The sequence below is a fragment of the Actinoplanes subglobosus genome (genome assembly GCF_042650585.1).
In the GTDB taxonomy this organism is placed as follows: Bacteria; Actinomycetota; Actinomycetes; order Mycobacteriales; family Micromonosporaceae; genus Actinoplanes; species Actinoplanes subglobosus.
This window is the reverse complement of sequence record NZ_JBHSBL010000041.1, coordinates 96,245-114,131: the sequence shown is the minus strand read 5'-3', so window position 1 is coordinate 114,131 and position 17,887 is coordinate 96,245. Positions and strand designations below refer to the sequence as shown.

The following is a 17,887-nucleotide window of genomic DNA, read 5'->3' as shown; positions in this document are numbered from 1 at the left end:
ACGTTCGGCGTTGCCGCGCCGGAGCCACCCGGACGGGCTACCGGCGGCCGCCCGACCGTGCTACCGGCCGCTTTCGTCCACGTCTCCGTTTGCTGCGTCCGGCCCCGGTGATTCGTCCGGGCCTTCGGCGGCTTCGTCCAAACCTTCGGCTCCTTGTCGGCCGGGCACAGCGAAGTCACAGACCTCTCACCGCTGCGGAACAAACTCGGGGCGCAGTCTCGATCACATGACGGACCTGATGACGCGCCCCACCCGGAACGACGACCCGGCCTACGGCGGCCAGGGAATGCAGAGCCCATACGGCGGGCGGCATCGGGTGACCTACGACCTGCCGCCGACGCACATTCCGCCGGTGATGGTGCGGGATCCTCGGGACCCACGGTGGAAGCGCCGGCTCGCGGGCGGGGCCGCGGTCCTGGTCCTGGTGGCCGGCGGCGGCACCGCGGGAGCCTTCGTCACCGAGAACTATCTGGCCTCCCGCCCGGCACAGGCCGCGGCCGCCGAGACCACGATCACCGAGACCTCCGACCTGGCCCCGATCGTCGCCAAGGTCCAGCCCAGCGTCGTTACCGTCCTGGTCGACAGTTCCCGGTCGTCGTCGCTGGGCTCCGGGGTGATCCTCAGCGAGGACGGCCTGATCCTCACGAACAACCATGTCATCGAGGCGGACGGTTCGGTCAGTGTGCGTCTCGCCGACGGCCAGACGGTGCCGGCGAAAGTGGTGGCCGCCGACGCGACCCACGACCTGGCCCTGGTCCAGGCCACCGGCCTGTCCGGTCTGACCCCGGCGACGTTCGCCACCGACGACAGCGTCGCGGTGGGCGACACGGTCCTGGCGTTCGGCGCACCGCTGGGCCTGGAGGGAACCGTCACCTCAGGCATCGTCTCCGCCCTGAACCGCAGCGTCGACACCGGAGATGAAAAGCTCACCGGCCTGCTACAGACCGACGCCCCCATCAACCAGGGCAATTCCGGCGGAGCATTGGTGGACACCTCCGGCCGGGTGATCGGCATCAACGTGGCGATCGCCACCACTGGAGACAGCAGCGGCAGCGTAGGCCTGGGCTTCGCCATCCCCGCAGACACAGCCACCACAGTCGTCAACCAACTCCGCACCCAGCTCTGACCCCACCACACACCCCAGCCCCGCACCTCCAACTCGGACACCCCATCGACCTTCGACCCAATTCGTCCGCCACATCGACCCCGCTACACCCACCACTCGGCCGAATCTCGCCCGACCCACCCCGATCCCCAGCATTTCTCACCCCACCCGGCCCGAATATCCCTCCACCCGGTTCCCGGCCCGAACTCCACGCGCCGAGCTCCGACCACGACTCCACACCGTCCAATCCCAGGCCAGGCTGCGCAGCGTCCGGTCCCAGGCCAGGCTCCACACCGTCCAATCTCGGGCCAGGCTCCACACCGTCCAATCCCAGGGCGGGTTGCGCAGCGTCCGGTCCCAGGGCGGGTTGCGCAGCGTCCGGTCCCAGGGCGGGTTGCGCAGCGTCCGGTCCCAGGGCGGGTTGCGCAGCGTCCGGTCCCAGGGCGGGCTGGACACCGTCCGGTCCCAGGGCGGGCTGGACACCGTCCGGTGCCAGGCCGGGCTCCGAATGGCCGAGCACCAAGCCAGCCTTCGCACCCGCTCAACCCGCACCCGACTTCGCACCATCGCTATCCGTCAAGGACATGTCCGGTGAGCGCTGCACCAACCACCTCGATGCAGCGCTCACCGCTGGCCCGGGAAAATCCAAATATCGGTGGCGGCCGTATCCGTGCCGTCGAAACGGCGCTCACCGCGGTGACCGCGAACGGTCACCGCCCTGCCCGATCTTGATCGACTTACCACCGAAAGCGGTGGTCAAGCGGTCAAGATCGGGCAGGTCAACCCGGTGATCGTTCATGGTGGGGGCGCTGGTCACCTGCGGATTCGTTCCGGTCGTGGATCTTGTCGGCTGGCTGTCACCGCTGTCTCGACCGCCTCGAGGCACCGCTGACAGCCAGCCACGGCGGCCCGGCGGGCTCTCGGCGGTGTCTCCGCGCGCCTGAGGCAGTGGGCGCAGCCGGCCGGACAAGATCAACAGCCACTCGACAGCCCCTTCCTGCTCGCCATCCCAGCCGACCAGGATTCACGCGCGTGGACAACCTCCGCGTCCGACCGGTGGCGGTGTGTGAGGGATTGCCGGACGGCTACCGGGTGGCACGGCGCGGGCCGGGATCCAGTCGGAGCCGGGGTGTGGGGTCCGGTGTGACGCGGGCGTGGGAGTCCGGCGGGGCGGGTGTGGGGTTCGGTGTGGCACGGGGCGGGCTCCGCGTGTTACGCGGGGTGGGGCCCGGGTGTGGCGCGGGGTGGGCCGGGGTGAGGGCGTTGCGTGGGTCCGGCCGGTGGCGTGCTTGAGCTGCCTGATGGTGACTCGCCTCGTGGTGGCTGGAGTCCGGCGGGGCGGGGTGTGGGGTTCGGTGTGACGCCGGGCGGGCTGCGGGTGTGGCGCGGGGTGGGATCCGGGTGTGGCGCGGGGTGGGCCGGGGTGAGGGCGTTGCGTGGGTCCGGCCGGTGGCGTGCTTGAGCTGCCTGATGGTGACTCGCCTCGTGCTGGCTGGAGTCCGGCGGGGCGGGGTGTGGGGTTCGGTGTGACGCCGGGCGGGCTGCGGGTGTGACGCCGGGCGGGCTGCGGGTGTGGCGCGGGGCGGGATCCGGGTGTGGCGCGGGGCGGGCTGCGTGTGTGACGCGGGGCGGGCTGCGGGTGTGACGCGGGGCGGGCTGCGTGTGTGACGCGGGGCGGGCTGCGGGTGTGACGCGGGGTGGGATCCGGGTGTGACGCGGGGGTGGGGCCGGGTGAGGGCGTTGCGTGGGGTCCGGGCGGTGGCGTGCTTGAGCTGCCTGATGGTGACTCGCCCCGCGGTGGCTGGAGGCAGCCTCGGGGGCCTGGGCGCGCGGATGATCAGAAGTCGCGCCAGGTGTCGAACCACTCGTCGGCCAGTGTGGTGGGGATCCCGGCACGGGCGGCGAGTGCCATGAACGCGTCGCCCGCCTCCTCGCGGCGAATGGTGTCGATGATGTCGAACTTCTCGTCGAGGGCGTTGAGTTTGTCGACCAGCTCGCGCAGCACGGGTTCGACCGCTGCGATTGCGGGGTGAGCGACCGCAGCCGCGTCGGTCGATGGTCGGGAGCCGGTCTCGCGGGCTGATGTCGAGGGCCTGGCCCCGGCAGCCTGACCGGCTGAGGTCGGTGGGGGTGGGGCGAGCCTGGGCAGGGCGTCGAGTGCTCGGAGTGCCGTGGCATAGGCCCGGCAGGCGGCGGCTCCCGCGCGGGTGTTGTCGTCGGACCAGTCGCGGAACGGGTTGTCCATGTTGGTGGCCAGCCAGCGGTCTGCCTTGGCGCCGCTCAACCTCAGCGTCACCGGGGAACGGCGGAAGCGGGTGCGCAGGTCTCTGGCCGTGGAGGCTCTCAGGCCGTCGATCACCAGGTTGTCCAGGGGGAGGTCGGGGAAGGTCTCGGCGTCCAGCGCGTAGGCGTCGAGCATCGTCAGCAACCGCAGGCCGGGCAACTCGGTCAGCGCTGCCGGGGTGTCCAGGCGGCCGGGGGCGGAGGACCGGCGCAGCGTCAGCGTGTGGGTCTGTGGGAACGCGGTGACCACTCCGGCGGGGAGGACGCCCGCGCCGTCGATCGACAGTGACCGGACCTGGGACAGACCGGTGGGGGCGACCGTCGCCGGGGTCGCCTCGAAGAGGTTCAGGTGCAGCCAGCGGCCGTCGTCGGGGGCGTGCACCGTGCGGGCCGAGGCGATGCCGTCGATCGCCAGGTTGCGGAAACGGGGTGGCAGATTGAGCTCACGCAGCGCGTCGCCGCGGATCGTGAGGTGCACGACCCGGGTGCGGGACAGGTCGACCGTCTCCGGCGCGTCGAACCAGACCAGCGAACCGATGAGCGGATGCCGCTCCAAGGCCGCCGTCAGGCCCCGGTCGGGGCCGGACCACCTGATCTGAGTGCAGCGGGGCAGCCGCTCCAGAACCGACCAGTCCACCGGACGGCCGACCGGGTAGGACGCCAGATCGAGAACACCGAGGGCGGCCGTCTCGACCCGGGGGCCGTCACCGAGATCGACGGTGACCGGGTCGGCGCCGCGGGACAGCCGGTAGGCGTCGCGGACCTCCGCCGGCAGGTCGGCCCAGGCGCGGTCGAGGACGACGGCGATCAACGGCCAGTCCCAGGTGGAGATGCTGTTGACATCGGTGGGGACGCCGGCGGGGACGGGCAGGTTGCCGAGCCAGGTGAAGTCGGGTGGCAGCGGGTGATATCGCGGCGCGACCGACGTCTGCGCGATCGGCTCGCGGAAACGGTGGCGCCGCAGGATCGCCGGGCCGGCGCCGTGCAGGTCGTCGAGCCGGGGTGGCTCGGGGGAGAACCAGTCGAGCGCGTGCACGACGACGGACTCGCCGTCGAAACCGGACACCTGGCAGGCGCCGAAACCGCCACCCGGCAGCGGCGCGATCGCGACGTCACCGGTCCGCAACTGCTTCCTCATGCGCCAGAGGCTAGACCCACCCCCCGACATATCACCGTGAGTGATCAGAGGATGGCGCGGAACTCCGGCCAGCGACCCCAGAACCGCTCGACCTCCTCGATCACCGACTGCAGTCCGGCGGCCACCTCGCGGGGAACCGGCGTGCCGTCGTCGAAGGTCGGCGCGGACGGCAGATAGTAGAGGCCACCGCGTACACCAGGCTCGACGCCGAGTGTCAGGACATGTCCGTCCACCTCGAACTGCGTCGCGAACCGCCGGCTGCGCACGATCGCGCCGGTGTGGTGCAGCGCCTCCCGTGGGTGCAGTTCCTGGACCGTCATGATCTCCTCCTCACGAACCAGGACGTGGCCCTGGTAACAGTGAGTACGCATCGGCCGGGTGAGACGTTCAGCCCTCGGCGTCCGATTTTTTATTCGGTACGGACGACAAAGCACCCGAAATCACCACGACCGTCCCGTCGGCTACGAGGCGACGTCCGCGGCGGTCCCGCCCCCCGAGGCGGTTCCGGGCGGGGAGCGGTGGTCACCGGGGGGTGCGGGACCGCTTCAGCCCGGATGCCGCCTCGCGGCCGGGACGGGCCGCGGCGGTCGCGGTGTAGGCCCGGAACGGTCGTCGTTGTGGTCGGGGGCCCCTGGTGCGTACCCCTCAGAGGGCTAGATGGGCGTTTGCCGCACGCGCCGCCGCAGCGTGATCGGGAAGCTCGACCACCTCGATCCCCGCCGCGATGAGCAGTGCCACGCCCTCGCAGGTGACGAAGAGGTCCGGTTCGCGCCAGGCGATCACGACCCGTGGGATGCCGGCCGCGATGATCAGGCCGGTGCAGGTGGCGTGCGGGCGGCTGGCGCGTTTGGAGCAGGGTTCGAGCGTGCTGTACATGGTCGCGGTGCGCAGCCGGGAGCGGCTGTCGACGCGCATCAGGGCCGACTCCTCGGCGTGGACCTGCGGGTCGGAGTCGCGGGACCAGCCGTTGGCGAGTTCGATGCCGTCACCCCCGACGACGACCGCGCCGACCGAGAACGCCGACGTGGACGCCGGGCAGCGGCTGGCCAGCTCGATCGCGCGGCTCATCCACCGGTGGTCGTCCATGCTGCTCCCCGTCGTGCGGTACCGGCCCGAAATCAGCACACTACCCGTGCGTCCGGTTGTTCCCGGACCCCAGAATGGATGCCGTGACCGACCTTGACGAGTTGACCCGCCAGGCCGTCCAGAAGCTGACACCGAACCGCCGCGGGGCCGTCGTCGCCGCGCTGACCGGCGGGGTGACCGAGATCCAGGCGTTCGGAGGGCTGACCGCGGATTCCCGCCTGGAGATCGGCTCGGTGACGAAGGTGTTCACCAGTCTCGTCCTGGCCCGGCTGGTGGAGGCCGGCGAGGTGCGGCTGGACCAGCCGCTGGCCGACTTCCTGCCGGCGCCGGCCGGGATCACGCTGCGACACCTGGCCACCCACACCGCAGGCCTGCCGCGCCTGCCGAAGGGGATGCTGATCAAGGCGCTGCTGCGGCCGAACACCCCGGATCCGTACGCGCACTGCACCGCCGACTACCTGATCGCCAACCTGTCCCGGATCCGTCCGCACACCCCGGGCACCCGGTTCCGGTATTCGAACCTGGGCGCCGGCCTGCTCGGACTGGCCCTGTCCCGGCACACCGGCCTGTCCTACGGCGACCTGGTGGCCCGGGAGGTCAGCGCCCCGCTGGGCCTGACCGCCACCGGCGTGGGCGGCCCGGTCGCGCCGGAGCACGACGCCAAGGGCCGCCCGGTGCAGCCGTGGGACCTGGTCGACCTGGCCGGCGCGGGCGGTCTGCGGTCGACGGTGACCGACCTGGTCCGGTTCGTCCGCGCGCACTTCGAGGAGTCCCCGGTGACCGCGGCGGTGGGGCTGGCGCTCGGCGTCGAACACCGGATCAACCCGTTCATGACGGTGCGTCTCGGCTGGATGGCCCAGCGGCTGCACGAGAGCCAGGGGGGTCACCTGCAGATCTTCCACAACGGGCAGACCGGTGGGGCGTTCGCGTTCGCCGGGTTCGACCCGGAGCGGCGGGTCGGCGTGGTGGTGCTCAGCGACACCTCGCGGATCGTCGACGGCCCGGCCATGGACCTGCTGCGGGCCCTGACGTCACGGGCGTGACAGGCGCCGCATCGACCTGACGTACCGCGCGGTGGCGATCTCCTGGGCGAGAGTGGTCAGCGGTCCTCCGAGCCGGGCCAGCGCGCTCGCCGGCCGGGAGAACGCGGTGATCCGGAACCGGATCCGACCCGAACCGGTGAGATGCAGGACGAACGCCTCCTCGCCGCACTCCGGGTGCCCGTCCAGCGTGCCGTAGGCGAACCCCTGCCGGTCGGGCTGGTCGATGCGGTAGACGACCCGGCACGGCGCGGTCATCCGCAGCGGTCCGGCCCCGATCCGGATCACCACCGGCAGGCCGGGCACGGCCGGTGCGCGGGTACCGACACGGAGCCCGGCGCCCCGGTGCATCCCGAAGGTGATCAGCGCCTCGGCGGCCCGGGCGAACACGTCGGGGCCGGCGCCGACCTCGACGTCGCGCAGCACCTGCCGGTATCCGGCGGGCAGCGGGGCGTCCCGGGTCGCGCCGACCTCGGGATAGGTGAACGGGCCGTCGAGCAGCACCAACTCAGGCTAGACAATCCTCGCCATCGATCAGCGTCTTATAGAAGAATGCATTTGCCAGTGGTGCTGAACCGGAGAGAGATCGACGTGGTTATGACAGTCGGTGGGGCTTAGCCGATCTACGGGCAAGGGGTACGGGGATGGCCGCTCACGAACCACTCGGCAGGGAGTACCTGCTGCACGAGGAGATCGGCCGCGGCGCCATGGCGGTGGTGCGGCGCGCGACCAGCCGGCACGGCGGTCCCGTGCTGGCGGCCAAACTGCTGCGCCCGGAGCTGGCCGGCGACCGCCGCGTCCGGGAGCTGTTCCTCCGTGAGGACGCCGCGCTGCGCGCTCTGAGCCATCCGGCCATCGTGGGCGTGCGTGACCTGATCGTCGAGGGCGGCACCCTGGCCCTGGTGATGGAGTTCGTGGACGGTCCGGACCTGCGCCGTTACCTGTCGATGCGGGGCGGCCGGCTGACCCCGCCGGAGGTCGTCACCGTCGCCGCGCAGACCGCCGCCGCCCTGGCCTTCGCCCACGAGCGCGGTGTCGTCCACCTCGACCTCAAGCCGGAGAACATGCTGGTCGTCCGCGGTTCGATGCCGCCGGAGATCCGGATCACCGACTTCGGAGTGGCGGTCCTGCTCGGCGGCGGGCACCACGCGGCGGCCGGCGGTACCCCCGGGTACACGGCGCCGGAGATCTTCCAGGGCGGCCCGCCGACCCCGGCCGCCGACGTGTGGTCGCTCGGCGTGCTGCTGCTGGAGCTGACCACCGGCCGTCCCACCGGCGACCCGTCGGCGCTGCCCGGCCCGCTCGGCCCGGTGGCCCGCGACTGTCTGGCGGCCGATCCGCGGCGCCGCCCGCCGGCCGCCCGGGTGACCGTCTACCTGCAGAAATTCGCCGCCAGCGGGCAGCGGATCGGGCCGGCCGCCGTCAGCTCGGAACACCCTCCGGTCGCCGGGTACCCGCTGGCCGATGCCGAGCCGCCCACTCTCGCACTGGGCTTTCCTCCGCCGCGGCTGCCGGAGCCCACCTATCCGCCGCCGGCCCCGCCGCAGCCTCCTCGCGCCGCCTTCACCGGGCCGCGTGACACCGCGCCGCAATCCTCTCCTCGCGCCGCTTTCATCGGTCCCCGCGACACCCTCGGCAGCTGGGCCGGTCAACTGCCGGAGAGCGGCCGTTACGAGCCGCCGCCGGCCCCGCGGCAACGCCGGCGCTGGCGCCGCGGCCCGCTGATCACGCTGGCCGCGGGTCTGGTGGTCGCCGCCGTGGTGGCCGGGTTCAACCTGACCACCTCGGCCGGCGCGCGCACCGGCAACCTGGTCACCCAGGTCAGCATCCCGCCCGCGGTGACACCGGTGGAGCGGGGCGCCGAGACCCTGCCGCCCACCGACGACGTGGCCCTGCCGCCGCTGAACACGCCGGCCGCCGAACGACTCCGCGTCACGATGGCCGGCAAGGTCGACGACGGGGCGGGCACGCTGGCCATCTCGATCCGGGACGGGCAGGCGATCGCCTACATCTGTGACGGCGACCGTCTCGAGGCCTGGCTGAAGGGGACGGCGAAGAACGGGCTGCTCAGCCTCACCGGCAAGAACAACACGAAGATCACCGGCCTGTTCGACGCCCGTCGTGCGGCCGGCGAGGTCACCATCGAGGGCCGTTCGCACCGCTTCGAGATCGGCGTCGTCCGCAAGCCGTCCGGGCTCTACCGGCTCAGCAGCCGGGTCGGCGGCGCCACCGTGAACGGGTCGTGGATCGTGCTGCCGGACGGCCGGCAGGTGGGTGTGCTGCTGCGCGGCGAGACCCCCGGCCCGGCCCCGCTGCTGGACCCGGCAACCCGCGCCACCACGATCGACGGCCAGGCCGTCACCGGCGCGACCACGATCGACGTGGACACCGGGGAGGGATTCTGAGCCCGAGGGTGTGGCTGCCCGTGGTGGCCGGTGTGGGGGTCGCGGTCGGTCTCGGTGTCTACGGGCGCCTGCACGAGCCGGTCGGCACCTCCGACGTGGACACGTTCCTGCGGGTCCAGGCCCTGAAGGTGTGGCTGGCCACCGGGGTGGCCGCGTTCCTCGTGGTGCAGTTGCTGTCGGCGCTGGCGATCTACCGGGTGCTGCCGGGCCCGTCGTGGGCAGGGGCGGTACACCGCTGGAGCGGCCGGCTCGCGCTGCTGCTGTCGATCCCGGTGGCGGTGCACTGCCTCTACACGTTCGGCCTGCGGTCGGACACGCCCCGGGTACTGGCGCATTCGCTGCTCGGCTGCCTGCTCTACGGGGTGTTCGTGACGAAGATGCTGCTGCTGAGCAGACCGGGCCCGAGCCACGGCTGGGGACTCCCGATGGCCGGCGGGCTGGTCCTGACGGCGGTCGCCGGACTGTGGCTGACGTCGGCCCTCTGGTTCTTCACCACCATCGGGGTGACCTGGTGAGTCACCAGGTCCCCAGCACCCGGGCCTGCCCGCCCGACCCGCCCTCGTAAGGGATCAGCCCCACGAAGATCGTCGCGCCGGTCCGGGGCAACCGGTCCAGCCCCGCCAGGTTCTCCAGCCCGTAACGGTCCGCACCGGTCAGCGCCAGATGGGTGTCGAAGCTCTCCGAGACGCCCGGGTCGATGCTGAGCGTGTCGACGCCGAGACTGCGGATCCGGCGGCGCCGCAGCAGCCACTCGCAGGCGTCGGTGCCGAAACCGGGGAAGTGCAGCGTCCCGGCCGCGTCGGTGCCGCGGTAGGCGCCGGCGTCACCGATCCGGGAGCCCCAGCCGGAGTACATCAGCACCGCCGCCCCGTCCGGGATCCGGCCGTACCGGCGCTCGAACGCCAGCAGGTCGTCGACGGTCACGACGGTGTCCGGGTCGTGGGCGGCCCGCCGCGCGATGTCGACGACCACCGCTGGCAGGATCAGCTCGTCCGGCCGCAACTCGGTCGAGGTCCGGCCACCCGCGGTGAAGTGCGCGGGAGCGTCCACGTGGGTGCCGATGTGCTCGATGATCCGCCACTCCTGCATGTAGTAGCCGTCGTCCTCGACCGTGGTGACGGTACGGCGGACCGCCTCCTCACCCGGGCTGAACGCCGGAAACCTCTCGGACAGCGGGTAGGTGAGATCGCGGAGGCCACGCCCGGAGTGCGCGGCGGCGGGTTCGGCGGTCACGGCGGCTGCGGCGAGCCCGGCGACTCCGGCGAGCGCGGCCCGGCGCGTTACTTTCGGTTCAGTGCACATGCACACATCGTGCCGGTGGGGCGGCGCGCACCCAATAGGAATCCCGTTGTGTCGGCCCCGTGACCACCGGTTGTCACGGTGTCCATCATGAACACGACACGGGGGATCACATCGGCGTGGCTCGGCCATCCGGTGACGATGGGCGCGCTGGCGGTGCTGGTGATCAACGATCACGTCCTCAAGGCGACCCATCCCGGCTGGGTGACCGGCAAACTCAGCGACGCGGCCGGCATGCTGCTGATGCCACCGCTGCTCGCGGCCCTGGCGGGCCTCATCGCCCCTCGACTGCCGCTGCGCGCGGTCGCCGTCACCGCGATCGTCACGGTGGGCGTGGGGTTCACGTTCGTCAAGATGTGGGCGTACGGGGCAGAGCTCGCGTCCTCCACCTGGAGCACCCTCACCCCGTCCCTGATCCGGGCGGACCCCACCGACCTGCTCGTCCTGCCCCTGCTGGCCGGCGCGTGGTCGACTCTCCGGCACAGTGCGGGCGCCTGGCTCGGGTACGGGACGCTCGGGCGTGGCGCGAGGGTCAGGCCCGAGGGCTGGACGCTCGAGCGCCGCACGGAGGGCGGGCCCGGGCGCTGGACCAGGGCGGTGCGGGTGGCCGTACTGATGCCGCTTGCTCTTGCCGGGGTCGCCGCGACCAGTCCCGCGCCGCGGCCGCTCGCCGACCTCGCTGTCGTGTCCGGTGACGCCGTCTATGTCGGAGCCAGCGAGAGATCCGCCTACAGCGACGACTGGTCGGTCAGCCGGGACGGTGGCGTGACCTGGGACGACGCGGAGGAACCGGCGTCACCGCAGGCGGTCGCGTGCTCGCGGGACGGCGTCTGCTACCGGGTGGTGACGGGCGCGCTCGCGGTGCAGAGCAGCACCGGCGGCGGCCCGTGGACCGACAGCTGGCGCGTCGACGACGCCCAGCGCCGTGCCCTGTACCGGGAGTACGGCGACTCCGAGCACATCAGCGACCTGACGTCGAGGGCGCTCACCGTCCAGGACGTGCCCGGCGGTCATGTGGTGGTGGTCGCCAACGGGCGCGACGGGTTCGCCGTCCGCGCCACCGACGGCCGGTGGGAGCGCATCGGGTTCCCGGCCTTCCCCTGGGACCGGGCCCCGCTGGCCCTGCCGACCGGGCCGGACCCGCTGAGCCGCCCGCTCGTGGTGACGGTGATCGCCCTGATCGCCGGGTTCCTGCTGACCGTGGCCGGAGTGGTGTCGCTGCGCCGTTCCGGTGCCAGCCGCCACTGGTGGTGGCTGCCCGCCCTGCTGCCGGCCGCCGCGATCCTGCTGGTGCCGCCGGTCGTGCTGGCCTGGCTCGAACCGGCCTCGATCCTCACGTTTCCGGCGTTCTTCTGCCCGTTCCTCGCCGTCGGGGTAGCGGTGACCTGCACCGTCACCGCCCTGGCCGCTTCCGGTGCCGAGGCCGCCGCCCGCCGCACGTGGCTCGGCTCGATGGCGGTCGCGGTGCTGGTCACCGCAGGCGCCTCAGCGGCGGCCTGGCAGCTCATGACCTGACCGGCCGCTGTGTCATCCCGGCCATCTGATCCGGCTTTCCGGTGGGGTGCCGGTCACGGTGGGTGGCGTAGTGAGGCCCGTGGCCGGGGGACGGTGAGGGGGGAACGGCCGGTGGGCCCGGGCGCGCCGCGGCCCGGTCGCTGTAGTCTTGCCCGCCGGTGTGAGCCGGGACGGAGATCAGGGGGACAGGTGCGCGCAGGGCGGATGCTGATGGTCGCGGCGCTGGTGGCCGGTGGGCTCGCCGGGTGCAGCGACGACGACGGGGGCGAGTGGGTGACTCCGGAGCCGTCGCAGGCGCCGGGGCAGGAGGCGGCGCCGCTGTCGAGCAAGCAGAAGACGTTCCTGGAGCAGGTGGCCGCCGCCGACGCCAAGGCCGCGGCGAACGAGAGTGCCCTCGATTTCGGCCGGGGCATCTGCCAGGACACCGAGCAGGGCAAGACCGCCGCTCAGGTGACCCGGAACGCGGCGGCCCGTTTCGCGGTGGACACCGCCACGGCCAAGGCGATCGTGAAGGCGGCCCGCGCCAATCTCTGCACCGGGTAGCCGTACCGCCGGAATCGCGATCTGACCGTGACCCACCGCTGACAGTGTGTCGACTGTGAACGCTGATCGGGGGAAAGCGCTCGCCTGGCTGTGTCATCCGGTGACGGTGACCGCGCTGGCGTTGCTCGTCGTCAATGACCATCTGCTGAAATCGGCCTGGCCGGGTTGGGTGACCGGCAAGCTCAGCGACGTGGCCGGCATGGTGCTCGCACCGCCGCTGCTCGCGGCCCTGGCGGGCCTCATCGCGCCGCGGATGCCGTTCCGCCGGGTCGCGGTGGCGGCGATCGTCACGGTGGGTTGCGGGTTCACGTTCGTCAAACTCTGGGGGTACGGCGCCCGCCTCGCGTCCGAGGCCTGGAGCCTGATCACGCCCTCGCTCGTACGCGCCGACCGGACGGATCTGCTGGCGTTGCCGTTCCTGGCGATCGCCTGGTGGACCGCCCGCCGGCCGCTGACCGGTGTGCCCGCCCGGCGCTGGCTGCGGGCGTTGCGGCTGGCAGTGGTCCTGCCGGCGGCGCTGTTCGGGGTGGCGGCGACGAGTGCGACACCGACGCCGGGCGCGTTCGCGGTGGTGGTCGAGGGGGACACCATCCATCTCGGTGCCCACGACGCGTACGAGCCGGCCTGGTCGGTGAGTCACGACGGCGGGCGCACGTTCGCCGACTCCGAGCCGCTGCCGGCGTGGCGGCGGGATGCCAGTCCGGGGCCGTCGGCGCCGCCGGTCACCACGTCGGACTGCGCCCGGTCGGTTCCGGTGGTCTGCTACCGGGTGACGGGGGAGCACCGGATCGCGGTGCAGAGCCGTACCGGGGACGGCCCGTGGCGGGAGTACTGGGGTCTCAGCGACGCGCAGTGGTCGGTGCTGAAACAGGGCTACCCCTACGAGGATTCGACCCACCTGGCGTCGGTGTCGCTGGCCGTGCTCGATGTCCCCGCCGGTCACGTGCTGGTGGTGGCGAACGGGCGGGACGGGTTCGCGATCCGGGACGAGACCGGTTCGTGGCGGCGGATCGGCTTTCCGGCTCTCCCGGAGGACGAGGCGCCGATCGCTCTTCCGGCCGGGGACGCGCCGGTGATGACGGACGACACCCCGGGGGCGGCCGCGGCGGCGCTCGGCGTCTTCCTCGGTGGGCTGGTGCTGACCGGTGCCGGGGTGTTCCGGGCGGTGCGGCGGGGGCGGAGCGGGGTCTGGTGGCTGTTGCCCGCGTCGTACCTGCTGATCCTCGGCTGCATGCCGTCGGCGGTGCGTGGCTGGGACAGTTCGCCGGCGCTGGCGGCGGTCTCCGCGGTGACGAGCGCGGTGCTGGTCCTGGCGCTGGTGGTGGTCGCGCTGGTGGTGGCGCGGACTCCGGTCGAGACGGTCGCCCGGGCCGTGCTGCTGGTCCTGGCGGTGCTGGGGGTGGCGTACCTCGTCTGGCTGTTGATCGGCCGGGGAGACCCCGCGGTGTTGCTGCTGTGCCTGGCCGGTGGCGCGGTCGTGGCGGCCCCCGGTGTGGTGCTGATCGTGGCGAGGGCACCTGAGAGAACCCGGCTGTGACCCCCGCCGCTGCCCAAGTTGTTTGAATCTGAAATAGTTGCCGAGTCAAACGCGTTGTGCGGGGCAGTCCGGGAAGTCAGATTCCCGGCCGATCAGTCCAGGAGCCGGTCATGCAGTTCGGAATCTTCAGCGTCAGCGACATCACGACGGACCCGACCACCGGCCGGACCCCGACCGAGGCCGAGCGCATCAAGGACATCGTCACCATCGCCAAGCACGCGGAGGAGGTCGGCCTCGACGTCTTCGCGCTCGGTGAGCACCACAACGAGCCGTTCTTCTCCTCGTCGCCGACGACCACGCTGGCCTACATCGCCGCGCAGACCTCGACGTTGCAGCTGTCCACCGCGACCACGCTGATCACCACCAACGACCCGGTGAAGATCGCCGAGGACTTCGCGATGCTGCAGCACCTCGCCGACGGCCGCGTCGACCTGATGCTCGGCCGAGGCAACACCGGCCCGGTCTACCCGTGGTTCGGCAAGGACATCCGGGCCGGGATCCCGCTCGCCATCGAGAACTACTCGCTGCTGCACAAGCTGTGGCGCGAGCACGTCGTCGACTGGCAGGGCAAGTTCCGTACCCCGCTGCAGGGCTTCACCTCGACCCCGCGCCCGCTCGACGAGATCCCGCCGTTCGTCTGGCACGGCTCGATCCGCAGCCCGGAGATCGCCGAGCAGGCCGCCTACTACGGTGACGGGTTCTTCGCCAACCACATCTTCTGGCCGGCGTCGCACACCCAGCGGATGGTCCAGCTCTACCGGCAGCGGTTCGAGCACTACGGCCACGGCTCCGCCGACCAGGCCATCGTCGGCCTCGGCGGGCAGGTGTTCATGCGGAAGAACAGCCAGGACGCGGTCAAGGAGTTCCGGCCCTACTTCGACAACGCACCCGTCTACGGCCACGGCCCGTCGCTGGAGGACTTCACCCGCGAGACGCCGCTGACCGTCGGCAGCCCGCAGCAGGTCATCGACAAGACCCTCGGCTTCCGTGAGTACGTCGGTGACTACCAGCGCCAGCTGTTCCTCCTGGACCACGCCGGCCTGCCGGTCAAGACCGTCCTCGAGCAGCTCGACCTGCTCGGCTCCGAGGTCGTCCCGGTGCTGCGCAAGGAGTTCGCTCTGTTGAAGCCCGCGCACGTGCCGGACGCCCCCACCCACGCATCCCTCCTCGCGGCCCGTGAGGTCAAGGAAGAAGTGAAGGCATGAAGCAGCGCAAGCTCGTCGTCATCAGCGCGGGCCTGAGCCAGCCGTCGTCGACCCGTCTGCTCGCCGACCAGCTGTCGGCGGCGGCGGGCGGCGCCGCCGCCCGGCTCGGCGTCACCCTCGACGTCCAGTTCGTCGAGCTGCGCGACCTGGCCCACGAGATCACCGACAACATGCTGACCGGTTTCCCCGGCACCTCACTCAAGCAGGCCCAGGAGGCGGTCACCGCCGCCGACGCCCTGATCACGGTGACGCCGGTGTTCTCCGCCAGTTACAGCGGCCTGTTCAAGTCGTTCTTCGACGTCCTCGACAAGGACGCCCTCGTCGACAAGCCGGTCCTGCTCGCCGCCACCGCCGGGACGGCCCGCCACTCGCTGGTCCTGGAGCACGCGCTCCGGCCGCTCTTCTCCTACCTGCGGGCGGCGATCATCCCGACGTCGGTCTTCGCCGCCAGCGACGACTGGGGCGCCAACTCGGTCGAGGGCCCGCTGCGCGCCCGCATCGACCGGGCCGCCGCCGAACTCGCCCGCGAGACCGAACGCCGCGAACCGGCGGTGGTCACCGACCCCTTCGCCCTCACCGCCAACTTCGAGGACATGCTCAAGAACCTCTGAGTCTTCACCGCCGGGGGTTGATCGCGCGGGGCGGTGAAACCGGCGGTGCGGTCGCGGTTCGTCGCTGGCCTGGTATGCGGACGACTTCTCGGTGGGAGGTGTCCCGTCGGCACCCGGAGCCGGATGCGGGTGCCGTCACCGCCCTCCTGGGGGCGGTGATCGCACCCAGACCCGATGACGGGTGCGGTCGGCGCCCTGTCGAGGGGCGCCACGCGTACCCGATCTGGCAACGGGTGCTCCAGACGGTCCTCGTCACGGGGCGATCCTTGACGAGTCGACCTGAACAGACAGGATGCGAGATTCACCGGTGAACGCCCGCCCCGACCTCTGAGTCTTCACCACCGGGGGTTGGGTCCCACCGGCCCTCTTTACGGCTTTGCTGCCACCCCGCCGTAGAGGGCGACCTGGGCATCGGTGAACTCGACCGGCCCGTCCGGGCGCCACCGGGCGATCGGCAGGATCCCCGGATCGAGTGGCTCCAGGCCGGTGAAGAACCGGGACACCTCGGCGTGACCGCGCAGGCGGGAGGGAATCCCCTGCCTGCGCATGATCGCGCCGAACCGCGCCCACGCCTCCGGATCGTGGTCGGCGGTGATGTGCGAGATCACCAGGTGACTGCCGGAGGGCAGCTCGGACATCAGGTCGGCGACCACCTCGTACGGATCGTCGTGGTCCTCCAGGAAGTGCAGCACCGCGAGGAGGAGCACCGCGACCGGCCGCTCCAGGTCCAGCACCTTCCGGGCGCCGGCCAGGATCGCCGCCGGATCACGCAGATCCCCGTCGACGTACGCCGTCCGCCCCTCGGGCGAACTGGTCAGGAGTGCCCGGGCGTGCGCCAGCACCAGCGGATCGTTGTCGGCGTAGACGACCCGCGCCGACGGCTCGACGGCCTGCGCGACCTCGTGCACGTTGGGCGAGGTGGGCAACCCGGTCCCGATGTCGAGGAACTGCCGGACCCCGGCCCCGGCCAGGAACCGCACGGTCCGGCGCAGGAACGCCCGGTTCTCCCGGGGCGCGGTGGCGGCGTTCGGGTTGACCCGGAGCCCTTCGGCGGCGGCCGCCCGGTCCGCGGCGAAGTTGTCCTTACCGCCCAGCAGAAAGTCGTAGACCCGTGCGGGATGCGGCCGTCCGGTGTCCAGGTTCCCGGTCATCCACAGAGGATACTGGCCCCGGAGAGCCACCGCCGCCCTCCATCCGGCAGGGGTGCCTTGCATCGCATGCAGTCGATACATAGCCTGTGGCACATGTCGGGAGAGAAGGTCGGGACCGCAGTCGCCGTGTTCGGGGCTGCCTTTCTCACGCTCTTCACCGCCGCCTTCCTTCTCGGCGGCGGGCCGGAGTACTGGAAGTTCGCGCTGTTCGTCGCTTCCCTGATCGTTCTCTCCCTGTCGGTGGTCGTCCATTTCTCGCCCGATTCGCTCCACCTTCCGAGGTTGGCGGTTCGCGTGCCCGCCGATCCGGGACCGAGCGTCTCCACTGCGCGGATCACGCCGTTCATTCGTGACGTCCAGCTCCGGCTTCTGAGTGAGCTGCCGATGGTGAGTCCGAAGTCCCGTGGCAGAGACACCAACGGATCGGCAACCTGATCCGATGGCTCAGGGTCACCACTCGCGGAAGCTGCCCCAGCGCCGGGAATTCGGGCGCCTCGAGGTTCCCAAGCTGGAACGCATCGTCGATACGGTCGCGCTCAACAAGGCCACCGCGGAACTCGAGCGGAAACTCGATGATCTGAAGATGGAGGGATTCTCCGAGCCTGCGGCCATCGCCTTGGTGGAGAGTCAGACGACGTATTTTCGCCAGCTTGGTGAGGAGGCCATCTCCATCGCCAAGCGGGATCACCTGGATGCTGTCTCCAAGAACCACATCAACCGAGCCGCCGACAGGCTCCGACGTGCTGACGCCCCGGTGTGGAAGACCGTTCTGAACATCGCCGGTGGCGCCCTCCTCGGCACGGCCGCCCAGGAGATCATCGGTATCGTCAACAGCGTCGGGCCACTGGACAAGGCGAGGGTGCTGATCACCATGGCGCTCGTGGTGGCCAGTGTGGTCGCGATCAGTGCGGCGATACCGAACTGGCGCCGGCGCTGAGGTTGATCATGATGGTACGGCGGGGACGCTCC

At 71.5% G+C, this 17,887-nt stretch carries 18 protein-coding genes; 11 read left to right on the top strand and 7 right to left on the bottom strand.

Going from position 1 to position 17,887, the window contains the following annotated elements; all coding sequences use genetic code 11:
* The first annotated feature begins 226 nt into the window (after positions 1 to 226).
* A complete protein-coding gene (locus ACFO0C_RS47650) occupies positions 227 to 1,126 on the top strand; it encodes a S1C family serine protease (RefSeq protein WP_378073529.1) in 900 nt (299 codons plus the stop codon).
* 138 nt (positions 1,127 to 1,264) lie between these two features.
* Here the strand turns inward: ACFO0C_RS47650 and ACFO0C_RS47645 are convergent, their stop codons facing one another.
* From ACFO0C_RS47645 to ACFO0C_RS47630, 4 genes are all read right to left on the bottom strand, one after another.
* Positions 1,265 to 1,561, bottom strand: coding sequence for a hypothetical protein (locus ACFO0C_RS47645; protein WP_378073528.1), 297 nt, complete (start codon positions 1,559 to 1,561; stop codon positions 1,265 to 1,267).
* A gap of 1,381 nt (positions 1,562 to 2,942) precedes the next feature.
* Positions 2,943 to 4,526 (bottom strand): hypothetical protein, encoded by a 1,584-nt coding sequence (locus tag ACFO0C_RS47640; protein WP_378073527.1) that lies wholly within the window; start codon positions 4,524 to 4,526, stop codon positions 2,943 to 2,945.
* A 44-nt stretch (positions 4,527 to 4,570) separates the two neighbouring features.
* On the bottom strand, positions 4,571 to 4,846 hold the full coding sequence (locus ACFO0C_RS47635; protein WP_378073526.1) for a hypothetical protein: 276 nt from the start codon (positions 4,844 to 4,846) through the stop codon (positions 4,571 to 4,573).
* A gap of 325 nt (positions 4,847 to 5,171) precedes the next feature.
* Positions 5,172 to 5,612 carry a deaminase gene (locus ACFO0C_RS47630; RefSeq protein ID WP_378073525.1) on the bottom strand — a complete coding sequence of 147 codons (441 nt, stop codon included), beginning with the start codon at positions 5,610 to 5,612 and terminating at the stop codon, positions 5,172 to 5,174.
* Between the two features lie 83 nt (positions 5,613 to 5,695).
* On the opposite strand from ACFO0C_RS47630, the gene ACFO0C_RS47625 reads away from it, so the two are divergent.
* A complete protein-coding gene (locus ACFO0C_RS47625; RefSeq protein WP_378073524.1) occupies positions 5,696 to 6,655 on the top strand; it encodes a serine hydrolase domain-containing protein in 960 nt (319 codons plus the stop codon).
* Here ACFO0C_RS47625 and ACFO0C_RS47620 read toward each other — a convergent pair.
* A complete protein-coding gene (locus tag ACFO0C_RS47620) occupies positions 6,644 to 7,156 on the bottom strand; it encodes a DUF1990 family protein (protein WP_378073523.1) in 513 nt (170 codons plus the stop codon). The two genes, ACFO0C_RS47625 and ACFO0C_RS47620, sit on opposite strands and share 12 nt — an antisense overlap.
* A gap of 140 nt (positions 7,157 to 7,296) precedes the next feature.
* Here ACFO0C_RS47620 and ACFO0C_RS47615 point away from each other — a divergent pair, with 140 nt between their 5' ends.
* Complete coding sequence (locus ACFO0C_RS47615; RefSeq protein WP_378073522.1) at positions 7,297 to 9,057, top strand: serine/threonine-protein kinase; 1,761 nt, start codon at positions 7,297 to 7,299, stop codon at positions 9,055 to 9,057.
* Between the two features lie 8 nt (positions 9,058 to 9,065).
* The gene (locus ACFO0C_RS47610) at positions 9,066 to 9,572 is read left to right on the top strand and encodes a DUF6529 family protein (protein WP_378073521.1); all 507 of its coding nucleotides are present in this window, start codon (positions 9,066 to 9,068) and stop codon (positions 9,570 to 9,572) included.
* A gap of 1 nt (position 9,573) precedes the next feature.
* Here the strand turns inward: ACFO0C_RS47610 and ACFO0C_RS47605 are convergent, their stop codons facing one another.
* On the bottom strand, positions 9,574 to 10,359 hold the full coding sequence (locus tag ACFO0C_RS47605; RefSeq protein WP_378073520.1) for a cyclase family protein: 786 nt from the start codon (positions 10,357 to 10,359) through the stop codon (positions 9,574 to 9,576).
* Positions 10,360 to 10,446: 87 nt separating this feature from the next.
* Here ACFO0C_RS47605 and ACFO0C_RS47600 point away from each other — a divergent pair, with 87 nt between their 5' ends.
* The 5 genes from ACFO0C_RS47600 (at position 10,447) to ACFO0C_RS47580 (ending at position 15,767) form a co-directional block, all read left to right on the top strand.
* Positions 10,447 to 11,871: a hypothetical protein gene (locus tag ACFO0C_RS47600; protein WP_378073519.1), complete on the top strand. Its 1,425-nt coding sequence runs from the start codon at positions 10,447 to 10,449 to the stop codon at positions 11,869 to 11,871.
* Between the two features lie 189 nt (positions 11,872 to 12,060).
* Positions 12,061 to 12,414 carry a DUF732 domain-containing protein gene (locus ACFO0C_RS47595; protein WP_378073518.1) on the top strand — a complete coding sequence of 118 codons (354 nt, stop codon included), beginning with the start codon at positions 12,061 to 12,063 and terminating at the stop codon, positions 12,412 to 12,414.
* 55 nt (positions 12,415 to 12,469) lie between these two features.
* Positions 12,470 to 13,951, top strand: coding sequence for a hypothetical protein (locus tag ACFO0C_RS47590; RefSeq protein ID WP_378073517.1), 1,482 nt, complete (start codon positions 12,470 to 12,472; stop codon positions 13,949 to 13,951).
* Positions 13,952 to 14,061: 110 nt separating this feature from the next.
* The gene (locus ACFO0C_RS47585; RefSeq protein WP_378073516.1) at positions 14,062 to 15,156 is read left to right on the top strand and encodes an LLM class flavin-dependent oxidoreductase; all 1,095 of its coding nucleotides are present in this window, start codon (positions 14,062 to 14,064) and stop codon (positions 15,154 to 15,156) included.
* Positions 15,153 to 15,767, top strand: coding sequence for an FMN reductase (locus tag ACFO0C_RS47580; RefSeq protein ID WP_378073515.1), 615 nt, complete (start codon positions 15,153 to 15,155; stop codon positions 15,765 to 15,767). The genes ACFO0C_RS47585 and ACFO0C_RS47580 overlap by 4 nt, the downstream gene beginning before the upstream one ends.
* Before the next feature lie 368 nt (positions 15,768 to 16,135).
* Here ACFO0C_RS47580 and ACFO0C_RS47575 read toward each other — a convergent pair whose 3' ends face one another.
* Entirely contained in the window at positions 16,136 to 16,918 is a 783-nt protein-coding gene (locus ACFO0C_RS47575) for an SAM-dependent methyltransferase (RefSeq protein WP_378073514.1), read from the bottom strand.
* A 93-nt stretch (positions 16,919 to 17,011) separates the two neighbouring features.
* On the opposite strand from ACFO0C_RS47575, the gene ACFO0C_RS47570 reads away from it, so the two are divergent.
* Positions 17,012 to 17,353 carry a hypothetical protein gene (locus tag ACFO0C_RS47570; RefSeq protein ID WP_378073513.1) on the top strand — a complete coding sequence of 114 codons (342 nt, stop codon included), beginning with the start codon at positions 17,012 to 17,014 and terminating at the stop codon, positions 17,351 to 17,353.
* Positions 17,354 to 17,357: 4 nt separating this feature from the next.
* Positions 17,358 to 17,855 carry a hypothetical protein gene (locus ACFO0C_RS47565; protein WP_378073512.1) on the top strand — a complete coding sequence of 166 codons (498 nt, stop codon included), beginning with the start codon at positions 17,358 to 17,360 and terminating at the stop codon, positions 17,853 to 17,855.
* Positions 17,856 to 17,887 lie beyond the last annotated feature (32 nt).